General features: G+C 58.4%; 12 protein-coding genes and 2 pseudogenes. 12 read left to right on the forward strand and 2 right to left on the reverse strand.

Translation table 11 applies throughout. The annotated features are described in order from the left end of the window. Position 1: 1 nt before the first annotated feature. From ftsA to lpdA, 12 genes and pseudogenes are all read left to right on the forward strand, one after another. Positions 2–1,288 (forward strand): cell division protein FtsA, encoded by a 1,287-nt coding sequence (gene ftsA, locus AC0L8G_RS07875; protein ID WP_473388183.1) that lies wholly within the window; start codon positions 2–4, stop codon positions 1,286–1,288. A 220-nt stretch (positions 1,289–1,508) separates the two neighbouring features. Then, positions 1,509–3,113 carry a cell division protein FtsZ gene (gene ftsZ / locus AC0L8G_RS07880; protein WP_473388184.1) on the forward strand — a complete coding sequence of 535 codons (1,605 nt, stop codon included), beginning with the start codon at positions 1,509–1,511 and terminating at the stop codon, positions 3,111–3,113. A gap of 245 nt (positions 3,114–3,358) precedes the next feature. Then, entirely contained in the window at positions 3,359–4,234 is an 876-nt protein-coding gene (lpxC, locus tag AC0L8G_RS07885) for a UDP-3-O-acyl-N-acetylglucosamine deacetylase (protein ID WP_473388185.1), read from the forward strand. Between the two features lie 138 nt (positions 4,235–4,372). Further along, positions 4,373–5,353: an outer membrane protein assembly factor BamD gene (locus tag AC0L8G_RS07890; protein WP_473388187.1), complete on the forward strand. Its 981-nt coding sequence runs from the start codon at positions 4,373–4,375 to the stop codon at positions 5,351–5,353. 102 nt (positions 5,354–5,455) lie between these two features. Continuing rightward, on the forward strand, positions 5,456–7,207 hold the full coding sequence (recN, locus tag AC0L8G_RS07895) for a DNA repair protein RecN (protein ID WP_473388188.1): 1,752 nt from the start codon (positions 5,456–5,458) through the stop codon (positions 7,205–7,207). Positions 7,208–7,216: 9 nt separating this feature from the next. Then, positions 7,217–9,388, forward strand: a complete 2,172-nt coding sequence (gene ligA / locus AC0L8G_RS07900; RefSeq protein ID WP_473388189.1) for an NAD-dependent DNA ligase LigA — start codon at positions 7,217–7,219, stop codon at positions 9,386–9,388. Between the two features lie 71 nt (positions 9,389–9,459). Further along, positions 9,460–10,018 (forward strand): annotated as a pseudogene (locus AC0L8G_RS07905) (LemA family protein). Next, positions 10,015–11,718, forward strand: a complete 1,704-nt coding sequence (locus AC0L8G_RS07910) for a DUF2207 domain-containing protein (RefSeq protein WP_473388190.1) — start codon at positions 10,015–10,017, stop codon at positions 11,716–11,718. Before AC0L8G_RS07905 ends, AC0L8G_RS07910 begins: the two are co-directional and overlap by 4 nt. A gap of 226 nt (positions 11,719–11,944) precedes the next feature. Continuing rightward, complete coding sequence (locus tag AC0L8G_RS07915) at positions 11,945–13,177, forward strand: thiamine pyrophosphate-dependent enzyme (protein WP_473388191.1); 1,233 nt, start codon at positions 11,945–11,947, stop codon at positions 13,175–13,177. A gap of 3 nt (positions 13,178–13,180) precedes the next feature. Then, a complete protein-coding gene (locus tag AC0L8G_RS07920; protein ID WP_473388193.1) occupies positions 13,181–14,197 on the forward strand; it encodes an alpha-ketoacid dehydrogenase subunit beta in 1,017 nt (338 codons plus the stop codon). Next, positions 14,197–15,509 (forward strand): annotated as a pseudogene (locus AC0L8G_RS07925) (dihydrolipoamide acetyltransferase family protein). The gene AC0L8G_RS07920 and the pseudogene AC0L8G_RS07925 overlap by 1 nt, the downstream one beginning before the upstream one ends. A 3-nt stretch (positions 15,510–15,512) precedes the next feature. Next, on the forward strand, positions 15,513–16,898 hold the full coding sequence (gene lpdA / locus AC0L8G_RS07930) for a dihydrolipoyl dehydrogenase (RefSeq protein WP_473388194.1): 1,386 nt from the start codon (positions 15,513–15,515) through the stop codon (positions 16,896–16,898). Here the strand turns inward: lpdA and AC0L8G_RS07935 are convergent. Then, positions 16,895–17,710, reverse strand: coding sequence for a M90 family metallopeptidase (locus AC0L8G_RS07935; RefSeq protein WP_473388196.1), 816 nt, complete (start codon positions 17,708–17,710; stop codon positions 16,895–16,897). The two genes, lpdA and AC0L8G_RS07935, sit on opposite strands and share 4 nt — an antisense overlap. Before the next feature lie 214 nt (positions 17,711–17,924). After that, entirely contained in the window at positions 17,925–19,706 is a 1,782-nt protein-coding gene (locus AC0L8G_RS07940) for a DUF262 domain-containing protein (RefSeq protein WP_473388197.1), read from the reverse strand. Positions 19,707–19,718: the final 12 nt, after the last annotated feature.

Here is a 19,718-nt window from a genome sequence, read left to right on the forward strand (position 1 = left end):
AGTGGCGCAAAAACCGAACCATAGAAAACGCCGCAAAGAGGAAAGCCTCGCCGCTGCGCTGGATATTGGCGGCTCGAAGATTTCCTGCTTCATCGCGCGCATCAATACAGAAGAAGATTTTGCGCCGCAGGCGGAGATTGTCGGCGTCGGATGTTACGGCGCGCCGGCGACATCTCGCGGCGCGGCGACCGCCGAAGCCATTGAAACCGGCGTCCGCAACGCCGTCGAAGCCGCCGAGCGCATGGCGGGCGAAAATGTCGGCCGCCTGATCGTTGCGGTTCCCGGCAAACATTTGCGGGCGCGCCGGATCGGCGTCGATCTTGAGATAGCCGGCGGCGTTGTCGCGCAGGAAGATGTGGATGACAGCCTTTCAGAAGGCTTGAAGATCGCGACGCCGCCCGACTGTGCGCCGCTTCACGCGCTTCCTGTCGGGTACAAGCTTGACGGTGAGGAGGGGCTTGGCGATCCGATCGGGCTGACGGGCGGGGTTTTGTCGACCCAGATGTTCGCCGTCGGCGCCCGGCAAAGTTATCTCGACAATCTGGCGGACCTGATCGAGCGCTGCGACTTAAAGGTCGAAGAATTCGCCGCCGCGCCTTTCGCTGCGGCTGAAGCGATCCTGCTTGAAGATGAAAAAGAACTCGGCGTCGTGCTGATCGACATTGGCGCGACTTCGACCGATTTCGCCGTTTATGACAATGGCGCGCTTATCGAATGCGGCGGCGTGCCGGTGGGCGGCGCGCATATCACGCGCGATGTCGCGCAAATCTTCGGCGCTCCGCTCGCCCATGCGGAACGGGTGAAGACGCTTTACGGATCGGCGCTGATTGGTCCCGGCGATGAGCACCGTTTTATCGACTTCCCGCAGCTTGGCGTCCCCGGCGAAGTCGCGCGCGCCAGCCGCGCCGATATTTGCGAAGTGATCCTGCCGCGCCTGGAAGAGATTTTCGAACTGGTTTGCGATCAACTGCCCGATGACGGCATGCGCCGTTCGGGCCTGCGCCGCGTTGTGCTGACCGGCGGCGGCTCTTTGCTTGTCGGCGCCCGAGAGGTCGCGGAGAAAAGCCTCGGCATGAAGAGCCGCCTCGGTCGTCCGGCAGCGATCGCCGGCTCTCCGGAGGCGGCGTCCGCGCCGGGTTTTGCCGTATGCGCGGGGCTGATTCAGTATTACGCAAATTTAGGTGGAAACCCTGAAAGCGGGCTTGGCCTTTTGCGCCAATCACCCCAATCAGAATCCAGATCCTCCGTGCTCGGCAATGTAGAAGCCTGGTTGCGCGCGAAGTTCTAGAGGCGCTTTTTCCGACCGCGTGTTTTTTGGTCGGGCGGGCGTTTTCAAACAAAGAAATCGGCGGCGACATTCTCTCAAAAAAAAGAGGTCAGCCGAGGAGTCGTTAAGCCCCTGTTAACCATTTGGAAAGGGTTATGAACGATTCTTTAACGACGGATTAACCAACGGGGAGCGGGGCGCCCGCACAGCCCAGAATATATGCGCATCAGCGGAGACATCCATGCCAATCAATCTTAGCGTGCCGGAACTGACAGAATTGAAACCCCGCATCACCGTCATTGGCGTCGGCGGGGCAGGCGGCAACGCCGTCAACAACATGATCGAAAGCCAGCTTGAAGGCGTCGAATTTGTTGTCGCGAACACCGACGCGCAGGCGGTTGGCCTGGCCAAGGCGCAAAAGAAGATTCAGCTCGGCGTGAAAACGACGCAAGGGCTCGGTGCTGGGTCCATTCCCGATATCGGGCGCGCTGCGGCGGAAGAGTCGCTGGATGAAATTCTCGAGCATGTAGGCAACTGCCATATGCTGTTCGTCACCGCAGGCATGGGCGGCGGCACAGGCACCGGCGCAGCGCCGGTTATCGCCAAGGCGGCGAAAGAGCGTGACATCCTGACGGTCGGCGTTGTCACCAAGCCGTTTCATTTCGAAGGCGCGCGGCGGATGCGGCTGGCGACAGCGGGCATCGAAGAGCTGCAAAAGCATGTGGACACGCTGCTGATCATTCCGAACCAGAATTTGTTCGCGATCGCCAATGAGCGCACCACCTTCCACGAAGCCTTCGCCATGGCCGACCAGGTGTTGCATTCTGGCGTGCGCGGCATCACCGATCTCATGGTCATGCCAGGCCTGATCAATCTCGACTTCGCCGATGTGCGCACGGTGATGAGCGAGATGGGCAAGGCGATGATGGGCACGGGCGAGGCCGAAGGCGAAAAACGCGCCATTCAGGCCGCCGAGGCCGCCATTTCCAACCCGCTGCTCGACGAACAGTCGATGAAAGGCGCCAAGGGCGTTCTCATCAACATCACTGGGTCCATGGATATGACTCTGTTTGAGGTTGACGAAGCGGCGAACCGCATTCGCGCGGAAGTCGATCCGGACGCCAACATCATTGTCGGCTCGACCTTCAATCAGGACCTTGAGGGCAGGGTGCGTGTTTCCGTTGTTGCGACGGGCATCGATATTGAAGCACGCGACGCCAACCGTCCGCAGATCAAAGTCAACACCGGCGCGGTCGCCAAGCCATGGCGCGAGCCGACGCAAGTGGATCGTCCGGCCGCTGCTGCGCCGTCAATGACCGCAGCGTCATCTGTGCCGGCGACGCCGCGCACGGCGACGTCTTCGACGTCTGCGCAGCCGATTGTCCGGGGCATGTCCGCAACAAGCCCGGCGCCTGCAGTCAATCCGGTCGGCGATGTGCATGAGCGCATCCGCAAGATGCTTACAGAGGGCGCGGTCACCGAAACCCGGCCTGGCGCAGTCTCGGCGCCGGCCCAATCCGCTTCGCGCACGCCAGCACCCCAGCGTCCCGCATCGGAACGCCCGGCGGCTGAACGGCCCGGTCCGCAGCGCCCGGCTCGCCAGGAGCCGCCGCGCCACGCCGTCAATCCGTTCCGAAGCGCTCAGGCGCTCGGCAAGCATTCGCTTGAGGCGGCTGTCGATATGTTCAAGGCGCTTGGCGGTCAGGAAGAGCGGCGCGAAGTTGCGCCGCCGCGCGCGCCGGAAGCGCCGAAGCCCGCAGGCAGCCCTCGCGGGGATTTGTTTGACGATCAGGAGGACGCCGATCTGGAGATCCCGTCCTTCCTGCGCAAGAAGAAAACCGGCTGATGCTGGAAAAGCTTCATTAATAGGTTGTTTTTAAAGTGAAAACCGCGCTCGGCAAGTAATCTGCCGGCGCGGTTTTTCGCAATTCGGCATTTGCGCCGGGGGAAGAATCCGAAAAAATCTTGATCATGAGTAATGTTCGCACCCGCAAAACTAATCTATGCTCGTTCAACACGACGCATCGTCCCGTGGGGAACCATTACGGGGATGCGGCATTTGGGGATCAGCATCAGATTAGCGAGAGCAGTATGAGTGAGCCTGCGCGCCAGCGGACTATCGCGGAGGAGGTGGAGTTTTCCGGCATCGGCCTTCACTCCGGTGAAGAGTGTCGCATCCGGCTCATCCCCGCCTCCAGCGGCGGCGTGGTTTTTCATTGCTGCGACAAGCAGGGGGCTGTGTCTCAGATCAAAGCAGCGCCGGAAAACGTCATCAGCGCTGATCACGGCACCAGCCTCGCCAATCGCGCCGGCGCCCGGGTTTGCACGGTCGAACATTTGATGGCGGCGCTGGCGCTGACCCGCATCGATCACATCGTAATTGAAGTGCATGGCCCGGAGATCCCGATTCTCGACGGCAGCGCGGCTGCATTTGTCGGGGCCATCGCCGAAATCGGGCTGACGCAACTATCCGCGCCTCGCAATCCGATTGTCGTTCAGGACAAGCTTCGCGTTGGCGACGAAGCGCGCTGGATCGAGTTCGAGCCTTTCGACGGGCGTCGCGTGGAAATCGAAATCAACTTCGCCGGCTGCCTGATCGGCCGCCAGACATTGTCCCTCGATCTCGACGATCCGGCCGATCTTGTCCGACTGTCGACGGCGCGCACATTCGTGCGGCTGGAAGAGGTGAATGCGTTGAAAAAGGCCGGGCTTATTCGCGGCGGGGCGCTGACCAACGCCCTGGTCGTGGATGGCGACAAGCTGCTCAATGACGATCCGTTGCGCGACAGCGAGGAGTTTGCGCTGCACAAGGCGCTGGACCTTCTGGGCGATCTGTATCTCGCCGGGGCGCCGATTATCGGGCGCATCCGGGCTCATCGGCCTGGCCATGGCGTCAACACCCAGGCGGCGATAGCGCTGGTCAAGAGCGATTGCGACGCCGCCCAGCCCATGACCGCCAGCGCCTGAATTCGGCTGGCGGCGGCGGGTCTCCACCCCGACCGGCATCCTCGTTTGACAGCCCCGCCTGCAGCCAACTAGAACGTCTTCCGCCCCCTGGTTCCGCCGACTGTCGGCGTGGACCGCGTCTCGAAAGGCCTTTCCCAGGTGAAGTCGGTTCCAGTGAAAAAGTCTTTGGCGCTTGTCGGTAAAATTCTCCTAGTTCTCGTTGCCTGCACCGCTGTCGTCGCCTGCGGATCTTCGGGCAAAAAGAAACAGAAATTCGCCTATGTGGAGCGTCCGGTAGAGATCCTCTACAGCCTCGCGACGCGCGAACTTGAACGCAAGCGCTATGATACGGCGATCGCCTATTTCGAAGAGGTTGAGCGCCAGCACCCATATTCCGCATGGGCGCGCCGCTCGATGCTGATGAAGGCCTTCGCCTATTACCAGGGCAATGATTACGAAGAAGCCGTATCGGCGATTGACCAGTTCATTGCGCTGCATCCCGGCAACAAGGACGCCGCATACGCCTATTATCTGAAGTCGATGTGTTTTTACGAACGCATCCGCGATGTAGGGCGCGACCAGGATTACACCAATAACGCCGTGCAGACGCTGAACGACGTCATTCGCCGTTATCCGGATACGGAATATGCGCGCGACGCCCGTCTGAAACTCGACCTGACCTTCGACCACCTTGCGGGCAAGGAAATGTATGTGGGCCGCTTCTACCTGAAGCAGAACAAGCACATCTCCGCGATCAATCGCTTCAAAACCGTCGTCGAGAAATACCAGACCACAAGCCATGTGCCCGAAGCGCTGCATCGTCTTGTCGAGGCGTATCTGGAGCTCGGCATTGTCGACGAAGCGCGCGCCGCCGCTGCGGTTCTGGGCTACAATTATCCCGGCAGCCGGTGGTATCAGGAATCCTATCGCCTGTTTGAAAACCGCAATCTGGTCGCCGAAGGCTCAGGCAAACGTGCTGGGAAACCGCGGAAGCTGGATGCTGCGGCGCCGCTCCATTCGGACATCAATTCGGGCGATCTGCGCGCGATCGAGCCGCCGACGCCGGACGAGCTCGAAGCGCTGGAAATGCCGGACAACACGCCGGAAAACGCCATCGACGAAGCGAACGACCCGCTTTAAGGCGTCTTTAACCGGGGCCCAAACTGCGATAAATCGAATGGTGACGGGCGAGGGGTCTCTCCTCCCGGCGCTCGCGTTATTTGAACGGGTGTAATCGCGCCGATGCTGATCGCGCTACATATTCAAGATTTTGTGCTGATCGACCAGGCGCGGCTTGCGCTTGGCTCCGGCATGACGGCGCTCACCGGCGAGACCGGCGCGGGCAAATCGATCCTGCTCGACGCGCTCGGGCTGGCGGTGGGCGGTCGCGCTGAACGCGGCGCGGTGCGCCAGGGCGCCAAGCAGGGCGTTGTCTCCGTCATCTTCGAACCCAAGCCGGGCCACCCGGTCTGGAAGGCGCTGGAGGAAAACGGTCTCGACACCGGGGAGGATCAGGTGATCTTGCGCCGGGTGCAGACTGCTGACGGGCGCGGGCGCGGTTTCGTCAATGACCAGCCCGTATCGGTCGCGATGCTCAAAACCATCGGCGAGACGCTGGTGGAGATTCACGGGCAGCATGATGGACGCGGGTTCCTGACCGCATCGACCCATCGCGGCATGCTTGATGAATTTGGCGGGCTTCAGAAAAAAGCCGAAAATGTATCCGCGCTTTGGCGGCGCTGGCGCGACGCAGAAACCGCGCTTGACGAGAAAAAGCGCGACCGCGACGCAGCCGCGCGCGAGGCGGACTATCTTCGCCATGTTGTCGACCGGCTTGGCAAGCTTGATCCGCAGGCGGATGAAGAGGCGGCGCTTGCCGGGCGCCGCGCAGAATTGATGGCGTCTGACAAGATCGCCGACGATCTGAACGCCGCCATGTCCGCGCTGGGCGAGGGGGCGTTTGATGCGAAACTCTCAAGCGCCCTGCGCCGGATTGAGCGTGCGGCGAGTTTGCTGACGGAAAAAGAAAACCCGCTTTCCTTGGCGGCGGCCCGGATCGACAGCGCCATTAACGAGGCCGCAGAGGCGCGCGACGCGCTTGAGCGCGCTATTGATCGCTTTGGCGCGGACCCCGATGAGCTCGACCGGGTGGAGGAGCGGCTTTTCGCCTTGCGGGCTGAGGCGCGCAAACATGGGGTGACGCCGGACGCGCTGGCGGCGTTTCTCGCGCAATCGCGCAAAGCTCTTGAAGATCTGGAGTTGGGCGAGGCGGCCTTTGAGGGCCTCGAAAAAGATGTGCGTGAAACCCTCGCCGCTTTTCAAAAGGCGGCGGCGGCGCTTTCCAAAGACCGCATCACGGCGGCGAAGCAATTGGACAATGCGGTTGCGAAGGAACTGGCGCCGTTAAAGCTCGGCAAGGCGATTTTCAAAACCCAGATCTGCACCGATGAGACACATCCCACATCGGACGGGAACGACGCGGTGGAGTTCATGGTGGCGACCAATCCGGGCGCGCCGGCGGGTCCGTTGAAAACCATCGCCTCTGGCGGCGAGCTTTCGCGATTTGTCCTCGCCATGAAAGCGGCGCTCGCGGCGAAAGAAAATCGCACCGTCATCATCTTTGACGAAGTTGATGCGGGTATTGGCGGCGCCGTTGCGGATGCGGTCGGCGAAAGACTGGCGCGCCTCGCATCCGACGCGCAAGTGCTGGTCGTCACCCATTCGCCGCAAGCGGCGGCGCGCGCCGGCGCCCATTGGCGGATCGAAAAGACGCAGACGAAATCCACCACGCTCACGCGGGTCACCACATTGGCGCCAGATGAGCGTATAGAAGAGATCGCGCGCATGCTCTCCGGCGCGGAAGTCACAGAAGAAGCGCGCGCCGCCGCAAAACGCCTTCTTGGCGCGCCCATATCGTCAAATTCATCGCCAAAGACGCAGGCCAAATCCACAACCAAAGCCGCGGCGAAAAAGCCTGCGCGCAAACGGGCGTAACCAATCGATATGGCGAAGAAGTCCGCGACTGATTTTTCGATGATTCCTGTAAACAAAATGACGCCGGAAGCGGCGGAGGCGGAGCTTATGCGGCTGGCGGCGGCGCTGACGCGCGCGGACGCCGCATATTATGAGCATGACAAGCCGGAGATGAGCGACGCGGAATATGATGCGATGCGCCGCCGCAATTTGCTCATCGAAAAGCGCTTTCCGAAATTAAAGCGCGCGGATTCACCGTCCGATAAAGTGGGCGCGCCGCCTTCCGCGAAATTTGAAAAGTCCAGACATGCGATCGCGATGTTGTCGCTTGATAACGCCTTTAGCGATGAGGATGTCGTCGATTTTGAAAAACGCGTGCGGCGGTTCCTCGGTATTGGCGAGGATGAAACCGTCGCCTTTACCGCCGAACCGAAGATTGACGGACTGTCGCTCAATCTGCGCTACGAGCAGGGCGTGTTGAAAGTTGCGGCGACACGCGGCGACGGCGAAACCGGCGAAAACGTCACCGCAAATGTGTTGACCATCAAGGACATTCCCCAACAGCTCAAAGGCGCGCCTGATATTTTAGAAGTGCGCGGCGAAGTCTATATGAGCCTTGAGGATTTCGAGGCGTTGAATGCGCGCCTCGAGACCGAAGGCGAGGAGCCTTTCGCAAATCCGCGCAACGCCGCCGCCGGGTCCCTGCGTCAGCTCGATGCAGCGATTACCGCGTCGCGGCCCTTGCATTTCTTCGCCTATGCCTGGGGCGAACTGAGCGAGCCGCTCGCCGGCACGCAATGGGAAGCGGTGCAGCGCTTTAAAAAGCTTGGTTTCAAGATCAACACGCTGACCAAGCGCTGTGAGACCATTGAAGACATGCTGGCGCGCTACAAAATGATCGAGGAACAGCGCGCCTCCCTCGGCTATGATATTGACGGCGTTGTCTACAAGGTCGATCGGCTCGATTTTCAGGAGCGTCTGGGATTTGTGTCGCGGGCGCCGCGCTGGGCGATGGCGCATAAATTCCCGGCGGAGCAGGCGACAACGCTGCTCGAAAAAATCGACATACAAGTCGGCCGCACGGGCAAGCTGACGCCGGTGGCGCGGTTAAAGCCGGTGACTGTCGGCGGGGTGGTCGTCACCAACGCCACGCTACACAATGCTGATGAGATCGAGCGCAAGGATGTGCGCGAAGGCGACACGGTGGTGATCCAGCGCGCGGGCGATGTCATTCCGCAAGTTGTCGAAGTTGTTCTGGGTAAGCGGCCGAAAAGCGCAAAGGCGTATAAATTTCCCGAGACCTGTCCGGTTTGCGGGTCGCACGCTGTCAACGAAGTGAACCCGAATACCGGCAAAGCCGATGTGGACAAACGCTGCACTGGCGGGCTTATTTGCGATGCGCAGATGGTCGAGCGGCTGAAACATTTCGTCTCGCGGCAGGCTTTCGATATTGAAGGGCTCGGCGAAAAGCAGATTACGGCGTTTCACGAAGAAGGCGTCATTAGAGAACCGGCGGACATTTTCACTTTGCGCGCGCGCCAGGATGCGGGCGAGATTGATCTCTATCGCTATGACCTTGATGAGGGCGGCGCGCGCAAGCGCGACAAGTCAGGCAAGGAAAAGCCGCCGACAAACGCCAAGTCGATCAACAATCTGTTCGACGCGATTGATGAACGCCGTAAAATATCAGCAACGCGGTTCATCAACGCGCTCGGCATTCGCCATGTGGGCGAGACCAATGCCCGGCTGTTCGCCAGTCACTATGGCGAGGTGAGTGCTTTTTACCAAGCGGCGCAGAAAGCCCGCGACGAAGACAGCGAAGCCTATCAGGATATGTTGTCGATAGACGGCGTTGGCGCGCTGGTCGCGCGCGGCGTCATCGACTTTTTCGACGAGGCGCATAATCGCGACGCGGTTGATCGCTTGCTGAAACAGGTGACGCCGGAAAAAGCGGTTGCGGTCAATGCGACCGGCGCCGTCGCCGGCAAGACTGTCGTATTCACCGGGTCGCTTGAATCCATGACGCGCGATGAAGCCAAGGCGCGCGCGCAAACGCTCGGTGCGAAAGTCTCCGGCTCAATCTCTGCGAAAACCGATTACGTTGTGGCGGGGCCGGGCGCCGGGTCCAAGTTGAAAAAGGCGCAAGAGCTCGGCGTGACGGTGCTGACGGAAGATGAATGGGCGAGCCTGTCCAAGGGATAATCCTGCGGGGCCTTAAATTCCTCCGTAGAATGCCTATATAAAACACTGCGGGAGGGAATATCATGAATTTACTGTTCTTTGCTTTGGGCTCGGCTGCGATTGCGGCCGTCGCGCTTGTTGCGATTTACAACCGCCTCGTGCAGCGCCGCCAATTGGTGAATAATGGCTGGGCCGATATCGATGTGCAGTTGAAACGCCGCGCCGATTTGATCCCCCAGCTTGTTGCGACGGTGAAGGGCTACGCCGCCCATGAGCGTAATTTGTTTGAAGACATCGTCGCCAAACGAAACATGGCGATGGCTGCGGGCGACGATCCGGCGGCGAGGGGGCAAGCGGAGAGCGCCCTATCGGGACCGGTGGCGAAACTGATCGCCGTCGCAGAAGACTATCCCGACCTCAAAGCCAGCGGCAATTTTCTTGATCTTCAAAACGAGCTTTCCGACACCGAAGACAAAATCGAAATGGCGCGGCGTTTTTACAATGGCGCAGTGCGCGAATTGAATACGATGATCGAAAGCTTTCCGGTGAATTTTTTGGCGGGCGGCTTCGGATCTCGCCAAGCGTGACTATTTTGAAATCGAGACCGCAGACAAGGCGGTCCCAGCGATCGATATGGGAGCTCAGGCATGAGCTTGCGCGCAGTCCTGATCGCGCTGCTGGCGCTTGTCTGGCCGTTTGCGGTCGCCGCCAGTGAGGAAATCACCGACTTCACTGTCGAGATCGTCGTTCTAAAAAGCGGCGACATTCTTGTTACTGAGAACATCAAGGTGATCGTTGAGGGCGACCAGATCAGGCGCGGGATTTTCCGCGATCTGCCGCGCTATTATATGAGCAATGGCGCAAAGCTCGGTTACGACTATGACATCAAGCGCGTCACCCGCGATGGCGAGCGCGAACCCTATGCGACGGAGCGTGAGGGGAATGCGATGCGTATTCGCATTGGCGACGCGGATGTTTTGCTGCCCCATGGCGCCCATGACTATGTGATCGAATACGTCGTTAAAAATCAGGTCCGCTATTTCGAGAACTATGACGAAGTCTATTGGAATGCGACGGGCAATTACTGGCGCTTTCCCATCTTGAACGCGCGCGCGATCGTGCGGCTGCCGCAAGGCGCGATCATCACGTCGACCGCCGCCTATACTGGCAAGCAGGGGCAGAACAAGCGCGCCTATCGCCTCGACAGTTCAGACGAGGCGCAAATTTTTGAAACGACGCAGCCGCTCAATGCGCGCGAAGGCTTGACCATCGCTGTCGGGTTTGAAAAAGGCGCCGTCGATCCGCCATCCGCGGCTGACAAACGCAATGAATGGCTCGCGCGCAACGCATCGGCGCTTGTCCTCTCCAGCGCCATCGCTCTGCTCTCCCTGTTTTATGGATGGGCGTTCACCCGGGCCGGGCAGGATCCAGCAAAGGGTCCGGTGTTCCCCCGCTACGATCCGCCCGAAGGCTATTCTCCGGCAGCGGCGCATCAGATCTATAATCGCGGTCTCTCCGGCCATCAGGCGCTGATCGCGACGATCCTCAACCTTGCTATCAAAGACCGCGTAAAAATCGATGCAGAGAGCAAAAAGAAGACAAAGCTGACCTTGCTTGATGGTGGAGAGGGCTTGCTCTCTCCAGCGGAACAAAACTTCCTGCGCGGATTGTTTACGCAAAGGCGCGAAGTCACGCTCGGCAGCGGTTACGATTCCTATTTCACGACTGCGTATCAGGCATTTCAAAAAGAAATCGGCAAACGGTTCGGTAAGGACTATTTTAGATGGAACGCAGGCTATCTGGCGCTGGGCGCTGTGATGACCATTGCGGCGATTGCGGTCGCCGCAGCGGTTTCGGTAGGGTGGACAGCGTGGCATTTCGCCGGCGTCGGCATGCTTGTCGTGATGCTCGGCGCTTTCGCCTATTTAATTCCCGCGCCGACCATGCGTGGTCAAAAAGTGCGCACCGAGATTGAGGGCTTCCGTCTCTATCTCAAGACAGCCGAGAAAATTTATCTCGATGCGGTGACGCCCGGCTCGGGCGCGCCGCCGCCGATGACGGTCGAACGCTATGAACGGTTTCTTCCCTATGCGGTGGCGCTCGGCGTCGAAGAACCCTGGACACGGCATTTTGAAAAACTGATCCCGGACGAGGCGGCCAACTATCAGCCGCGATGGGTTAGCGCCCATGGCGGACATTACAATTCCATGCATGGCCTTAATCGTGCGTTGGTGGCGGGCATGGCGACCGGCGTTGCGAGTGCGTTGCCGCAAAGTTCTTCCTCATCAGGCTCCAGCGGCGGCGGATTTTCCGGCGGAGGCGGTGGTGGCGGCGGCGGCGGCGGCTGGTGATTTCGCGATGTGCAGCTTCTGCTATGGGCGCGGAGCGCTGTGGCAGATTCAACCTTTAACGAGGAGCTGAAAACAACGAATGGTCCTTTTTGCGCATTGTTTTCGCACGCCATTGCGTTGCCTGGCGCTGACGGGCTAAATCCCTGCAAAACAAGCCAGAATTTATGGCGAAAAATGCGTAAGCGCCTCGGCGGAAGCCTCTGGCGGGGGAAATTTGGAGACTTTGATGAGCGAAACCAAGCCGCTGTCGTTGTTTGTCCCAGAGCCTGAATTTCGCCCCGGCGACAAGCCGGATTTCTCCAATGTTCCAATTCCGCAAGCCGGCGCCGCCTTGATGCCGCCGGTGGATGTGGATGCCGGCGATATTCGCGACTTGGCCTATACGATCATCCGCGTCATGAACCGCGAAGGCGAAGCGGTCGGTCCCTGGGCGGATATGCTCACCGACGAACAGGTGAAAGAGGGGCTTGAGGACATGATGCGGGTGCGCGCCTTTGATGCGCGCATGCTGATGGCCCAGCGTCAGGGCAAGACAAGCTTTTACATGCAATGTCTTGGCGAAGAAGCGATCGCCTGCGCCTTTTCCAAAGTCTTGCAGCCCGGCGACATGAACTTTCCCACCTATCGGCAGCAGGGTTTGCTGCTCTCGACCGACTATCCCATGGTCGACATGATCAACCAGATTTATTCGAACGCTGCCGACCCGCTGCAAGGGCGGCAATTGCCAATCATGTATTGCTCAAAAGAGCATGGCTTTTTCACCATCTCGGGCAATCTCGCGACGCAGTTCATTCAAGGCGTCGGCTGGGCCATGGCGTCGGCGATCAAGGGCGACACCAAGATCGCCACGTCTTGGATCGGCGAAGGTTCGACCGCCGAAAATGATTTCCATTCCGCGCTGGTTTTCGCGTCGACCTATCGTGCGCCGGTGATTTTGAATGTTGTCAACAATCAGTGGGCTATCTCCACCTTCCAGGGCATTGCGCGCGGCGGCGCCGCGACTTTTGCGTCGCGTGGACTGGGCTTCGGCATTCCCTCGCTACGCGTCGACGGCAATGATTATCTGGCGGTTTACGCGGTCGCCAAATGGGCGGCGGAGCGGGCGCGCAAGGGGCTTGGCCCGACGCTGATCGAGCATGTGACCTATCGCATGGGCGGGCATTCCACGTCGGACGACCCATCCGCATACAGAGCGAAAGAAGAAGCGACAAACTGGCCGCTGGGTGATCCGGTGGAGCGCATCAAGGATTATCTGATCAAGCGCGGCGTCTGGTCCGACGCCCAGCACCACCAGTTGCAGGGGATGCTGGAAACGCAGGTCGCAGAGGCCCAAAAGAAGGCCGAGAAGAACGGCACGTTGCATGACGGGCCGCATTCCTCTCCCGCCAGCATGTTCGACGACGTCTATAAGGAGATGCCGTTGCATCTTCGCCGCCAACGTCAAGAAGCGGGGTTTTAAGCCATGGCGCGCATGACCATGATTCAATCGATCCGCAGCGCCATGGACAACGCCATGGGACGCGACGAAAATGTCGTCGTCTTTGGCGAGGATGTCGGGTTTTTCGGCGGCGTTTTCCGGTGCACGCAAGGCCTGCAGGAAAAATACGGGCCCCAGCGTTGCTTTGATGCGCCGATCAGCGAGAGCGGCATTCTCGGCGCCGCGATCGGCATGGCCGCGTATGGCATTCGCCCCTGCGTCGAAATTCAGTTTGCGGATTATGTTTATCCGGGTTTCGACCAGATCGCTTCGGAAGCCTCGCGCATCCGCTATCGCTCGAATAATGATTTCACCGTGCCCATGGTGGTGCGCATGCCGACAGGCGGCGGTATTTTCGGCGGCCAGACGCACAGCCAGAGCCCGGAAGCTTTGTTCGCCCATATTTCCGGCATCAAGACCGTGCTGCCGTCGAACCCTTACGACGCCAAGGGCCTGTTGATCGCCGCCATTGAAGATGATGACCCGGTGATGTTCCTTGAACCGAAGCGGCTTTATAATGGTCCTTTTGACGGCCATCACGAGCGCCCGGTGACGCCCTGGTCCAAGCATGAGCTGGGCGAAGTGCCGGAGGATTATTACACCTTGCCGCTGGGCAAGGCGGCGATCCGGCGCGAAGGCGCGGATGTGACCGTGCTGGTTTACGGCACCATGGTCTATGTTGCGGAAGCTGCGGCGGAAGAGGCCGGCATCGACGCAGAGATCATTGATTTGCGCACCTTGCTGCCGCTCGATCTGGAAACCATCGAGGCGTCTGTGCGCAAGACCGGGCGCTGCATCGTCGTGCATGAAGCGACGCGCACTTGCGGCTTTGGCGCGGAACTGGCGGCGATTGTGGCGGAGAACTGTTTCTATCATCTCGAAGCGCCGATCATTCGGGTGACGGGCTATGACACGCCCTATCCGCACGCCCATGAATGGGATTATTTTCCGGGGCCGAAGCGAGTCGGCGACGCAATGAAAAAAGTGATGGAGGCCGTCTGATGGGCGAACATGTCATCAAGCTCCCAGATGTGGGCGAGGGCGTGGCGGAAGCCGAACTCGTTGAGTGGATGGTCGATATCGGCGCCAATGTGCGCGAGGATGACGTCGTCGCAGCGGTGATGACCGACAAGGCGACGGTGGAAATTCCTTCCCCGTTGAAGGCAAGATTTTGTGGCGCGCCGGCGCGCCCGGCGATGTGCTGGCGGTCGGCTCACCGCTTGTGCGGCTCGAAGTTGACGGCGCGGGCAATGTGAAACCGGGCGAAGCGGAGCCGGCGAAAGCGGAAGCGTCAAAGCCAGCGCCGAAAGAAACGAAGCCAGCAAAGGTTGAGAACAAGCCCGTTGAAAAGCCTGCAGCGCCAGCGGAAAAAACGAAAGCCAATGGCGCCGCTGCGCCGGTTTCCGCCCCCAAATCCGCCATGCCGCGCCATGAAGGTGAAAAACCCTTAGCATCGCCAGCGGTGAGGAAACGCGCGGGCGATGCGGGCGTCGATCTGCGCCGGGTGCCGGGCAGCGGACCGGCAGGGCGCATCACCCATGAAGATCTCGACGCGTTTTTCGCCAGCGACGGTCAGACCGCCATTGCGCGCAGCGGCGGTTATGCACGCAATATGAAAGTCACCGACGTGCCGGTGATCGGCTTGCGCCGCAAAATCGCGGAGAAGATGGAAGCGGCGAACAATCGCATCGTGCCCATCACCTATGTGGATGAGGTCGATGTGACCGCGCTTGAAGAATTGCGCGCCGAACTCAACGCCTCGCGCAAGGAAGGAAAGGCGAAGCTCACAATCCTGCCGTTCCTGATGCGCGCCATGGTCAAGGCGGTCGGCGAACAACCGCAGATCAATGCGATCTATGACGATGAGGCGAATGTCATTCATCAGCATGGCGGCGTGCATATCGGCATCGCGGCGCAAACCGCAAACGGCCTCATGGTGCCGGTGGTGCGCCACGCCGAAGCGCGCGACATCTGGGATTGCGCGGGCGAAGTCGCGCGGCTTTCCGAAGCCGCCAAGGAAGGCAAGGCGTCGCGCGACGAGCTTTCCGGTTCGACGATCACCATCACCTCGCTCGGCGCCATGGGCGGCATCGTCACGACGCCGGTGATCAACCACCCGGAAGTCGCGATTGTCGGTGTCAACAAGATGCAGACCTTGCCGCGCTGGAATGGAACGGAATTTGTGCCGCGCAAAATTATGAACCTGTCATCGAGTTTCGATCATCGCGTCATCGATGGCTGGGATGCGGCGGTGTTTGTGCAGCGTCTGAAGGCGCTGCTCGAAACCCCGGCGATGATTTTTATTGAGAACTAAGACATGCAAGACATTTCATGCAAAGTGCTGGTGATCGGCGCCGGGCCCGGCGGCTATATCGCAGCGATCCGCGCGGGCCAGCTCGGCCTCGATTGCGTCATTGTCGAGGGGCAATATCACGGCGGGACGTGCCTTAATGTCGGCTGCATTCCGTCCAAGGCGATCATTCACGCGGCGGACGAGTTCGAAAAGGCGGCGCATTTCGCTGGCGACTCGGCGATTGGCGTCAGCGCTGGCAAGCCGCAACTCGACTTTGCGAAAACGCTGGCATGGAAAGACGGGATCGTGAAGCGCCTGACCACCGGCGTCGGCGGGCTCCTGAAGAAAAACAAAGTGCGCAGCATTTCCGGCTGGGCGACATTCATCGACGGCAAGACGGTCGATGTGAGTGGCGGCGATGAGGACTATCGCATCCGCGCCGACAACATCATCATCGCGACGGGGTCTGTCCCGGTCGAGCTGCCCTTCATGCCCTTCGGCGACAATGTCATTTCATCGACGGAAGCCTTGTCGCTGCCGGCGCCTCCGAAAACATTGGCGGTTGTCGGCGCCGGTTATATCGGCCTCGAATTGGGCATCGCCTTTGCAAAACTCGGAACCAAGGTCACGGTCGTAGAAGCCATGGACAAGATCCTGCCGCTTTACGACAAGGAACTAACGCGGCCGGTGGAGAAAACGCTGAAGCGCCTCGGCGTTGAGGTGCTGCTCGGCGCGAAAGCCAAAGGCGCCAATAAAAAAGGCCTCGACATCGAAACCGCAGACGGCAAAAGCGAGACCGTTAAAGCCGAGAAAATTCTCGTCACTGTAGGCCGTGCGCCGAAAACCGAAGGCTGGGGCCGCGAAAAGCTCGTGCTCGATATGGCGGGCAAGTTTTTGAAAATCGACGAGCGGTGCAAAACGTCGATGAGCGGCATCTACGCCATCGGCGATGTCACCGGCGAGCCAATGCTGGCGCATCGCGCCATGGCGCAGGGCGAGATGGTCGCGGAAATTCTCGCCGGTCACAATCGCCGCTGGGACAAGCGCGCGATCCCTGCCGTGTGTTTCACCGATCCGGAAATTGTTTCCGTGGGATTGTCGCCGGAGGAAGCGAAGGCGAAGCACGAGGTGAAGGTGCAGAGCTTTCCCTTCGCCGCCAATGGCCGCGCCATGTCGATGGAGGCGGAAGACGGTTTCATTCGCATCGTCGCGCGCGCCGACAATAATCTTGTTCTGGGCGTGCAGGCTGTGGGCCGTGGCGTCAGCGAGCTTTCAACCGCCTTCGGCCTCGCGATGGAAATGGGCGCGACGCTTGAAGACATCGCCGGAACGATCCACGCCCATCCGACGCTGGGTGAAGCGTTTCAGGAAGCGGCGCTACGCACCCTCGGCCACGCGCTGCATATCTAGCCCCAATCCGCCGGGTCGAGATGGTAATATTGCGCCATCTCGCCATAGAGGTCGGGCTCTTGCCTGCGTAAGTCTTGCGGGCGTTCAAAAAATACTTCCGTCGCCACGGCGAAAAACTCCGCCGGGTTGGTTGCGCCATAGGCATCGAGCACATTGGGTTGGCCCGCTTCCACATCATCGCGTAATCGTCCGTAGGCGTCCTGAAAGATGCGCGCCCAGCGTCCTGCTCTCTGGTCCTTGTCGAGCAGGGGCGAGCCGTCTGTAACGCCGGTCTCCGCGTCGAGTTGATGGGCGAATTCGTGGAACACGACATTCTGGCCGTCATGAGCGGCGAAGGCGCCATAGGCCGCCTGATCCCAGGAGAGGATGACCGGCCCGCGCGCCCAGCTTTCGCCGGAGCGCACCGGGCGATGTTCGGAAACCAGATGCCCGTCGCGCCGCGCCTGATTGCTGGTGAACACCGACGGATAAATATGGATGGTCTTTAAAGTCGAATACCAGCGGTTCGGCTTGCTGACGATCAACAGGCAAGCCTGCGCCGCGATGATGACGCGCATCTCCTCGGTGATCTCGAGCCCGCCCGAACCGTAGAATTTTTTCTCCGCAAGGAAACGATTGATGAGCCCGTCAAGGCGTTTGCGCAAATCGAGCGGCAACGCTCTGTAGACCGGCACGCGCGCGCGCAGAATGCGCCGGTGTTCAGCCGGCAATGGCGCAGCGAGCAGCGCCTCCGTTTTGCGGCGCGCATAGGCCCAGCGCCCGCCGACAAAAAGCCCGGCGCCCGCGATGAGTAGGGTGATCAGCGTGTTCATATCGCGGGAATATGGTGTGAGGTGAGAGGATGTCTAGAGCGAGGCAGAATTCTAAGTGGCAAATATTATGCCGCGACTTGCTGCGGCTCGCTTGTCCCTGGCCTGATGAGACAAGCGTAGGTGCCCACTACCTCAATATTCCATCGGATGCGAAGATTTATGCATTGGGCAGGTGAATAGAGGAACCGCGTGGGCAAGAGTTTTGAATTTTGACCTAGTTGCGATCAGGCCATCTACTTACGCACCATTCAGCAAGAGTTGCCGCGCGTTTGGCTAAGGTGCTGTAGTTCCATTCAGGGTAGTCCTCAGCGAATTTGCGAGAAGTCTTATACATAGAGTCGACTTTAAATTTTTCACGTTTAATTTTGTAGGGTTTAGCCCCAAGCGATCCGTTCATCTTTGGAGACAAGGGCACAAGATTGGCAAATGTGTCTCTAATTTGTGTCATGTCTATTTTTGATAGACTTTCTTTGTTGACCCCTTCGAGGAAAGAGGTTTTCCAAGAATCATTGGAAGATTGAGGATAAACATGCTCTATCCATGGTGAGTTATCTGGAACATCTCCGCCAAGTGCTCTGTCATACTCCAACAGTATGAAGTTCTGGTGCCCCGTGCCATAAAGTTTTCGTTCAATTACAGCTTTCTTGACCTCCTCATCTGAGGGCCAAGTTACTGTTGTTCTTGAACGTATTGCTGAAATAACGCCGTATGGCGTAACTTCAGAGAGGTTTTTCCAAAGACCTTTAAATACGGCGTGTAAACCAGTTGGTTCGATTCCTGTTAGCGCCCTTCTTACGAGAAAGCTTTCAATCACGTCAAATATTTCAGTGGCTGCTCTTTCTTCGACCGCGTGCGTTCTTGTTGCATGTGACAACTTCATTGTGAAAGGCAGAGTCGATGACGGCGCGTCAAGTGCAAAAAGGCGGTAAATTCTGTCAGAGATAGGGCGATTATGTTTGCAAAATTCTGTACCAGCTATGAGATCCAAAAAATCCCGTTGGTAAGTTTCTAATTCGTTGATGATCTCGACAGGGTTATGGATAGTCTTCCATTTTTCCTGGAGATAAGGGTAAACTTTTGATTTGCTTAGATTGTCATTTAAGATCAGGCCATATGGAAAAAAATACTTATCGAAATAACTCTTTCCGCTGACATCAAAGCGACCATAAAAAACTTGCCAGTGGTCTTGGTCAATTTTGTCAACAGAAGCTGGCGTCTGCCCGGACACTTTACTAAAGACGTCGTTTCGTACCAGGTCGCCGATTGTCATTGGTTCTTGCTTGGAATTCAAGCTGTCAAATATTTTTGGCCCACTCGTGGCGTCTTTTACATCAATTTCTACAATGTTTAAGCTTGAGACGAGCGAATTGTGGACTTCATTTATTCTGTCAATTCCACCCTGCGAAAACTGCCCGTCTAGAAATTTTGAGAAATTTCTGAAGTTACTTAACATGCGGCCAGTTTCGAGGCCGGTGTTCGGAAGGTATTTCGGCTTATGATCGCCAAGGGTTTCAAAAAGACCTTCATTAGAACACACAGAGCGCAATATCGCATTCAATTGAGCCCTGTCTTCTTTGCAAGGGGTTAGTCGAATGTTGGAAAAGTGTTCAATGTCACGCCCAATCGTGACATACTTTTTAAATATACTAGATGCCGTTTTTATTTCGCCACGAGTAGATAATTGGGAAATTAAGGATAAAAGAAAGAGGAAAAACGTTGTTATGCGCTGTTGCCCATCAATGACATTATATATGTCAGGCTCTGTGGAGGGGCTTCGCGTATTTTGTATTATAATCGCACCTAGAAAGTGCAGATCATTTGTGCCGTCTACAAGTTGAAGAATGTCGTCCTGTAGCCTTTTTATTCTATCTGGTTTCCAGCGATATGGTCGCTGGAAATATGGTATTTGATAGATATTTTCGGCAGCGAATAGCTTTGCAATTTGGCTTTCATCTGAGCTTGTCGTCAAACGTTCAACTTCGTTTTTTACCGCCATGAAGTACCTCGT

The organism is Hyphococcus sp. D3-15, assembly GCF_055809375.1.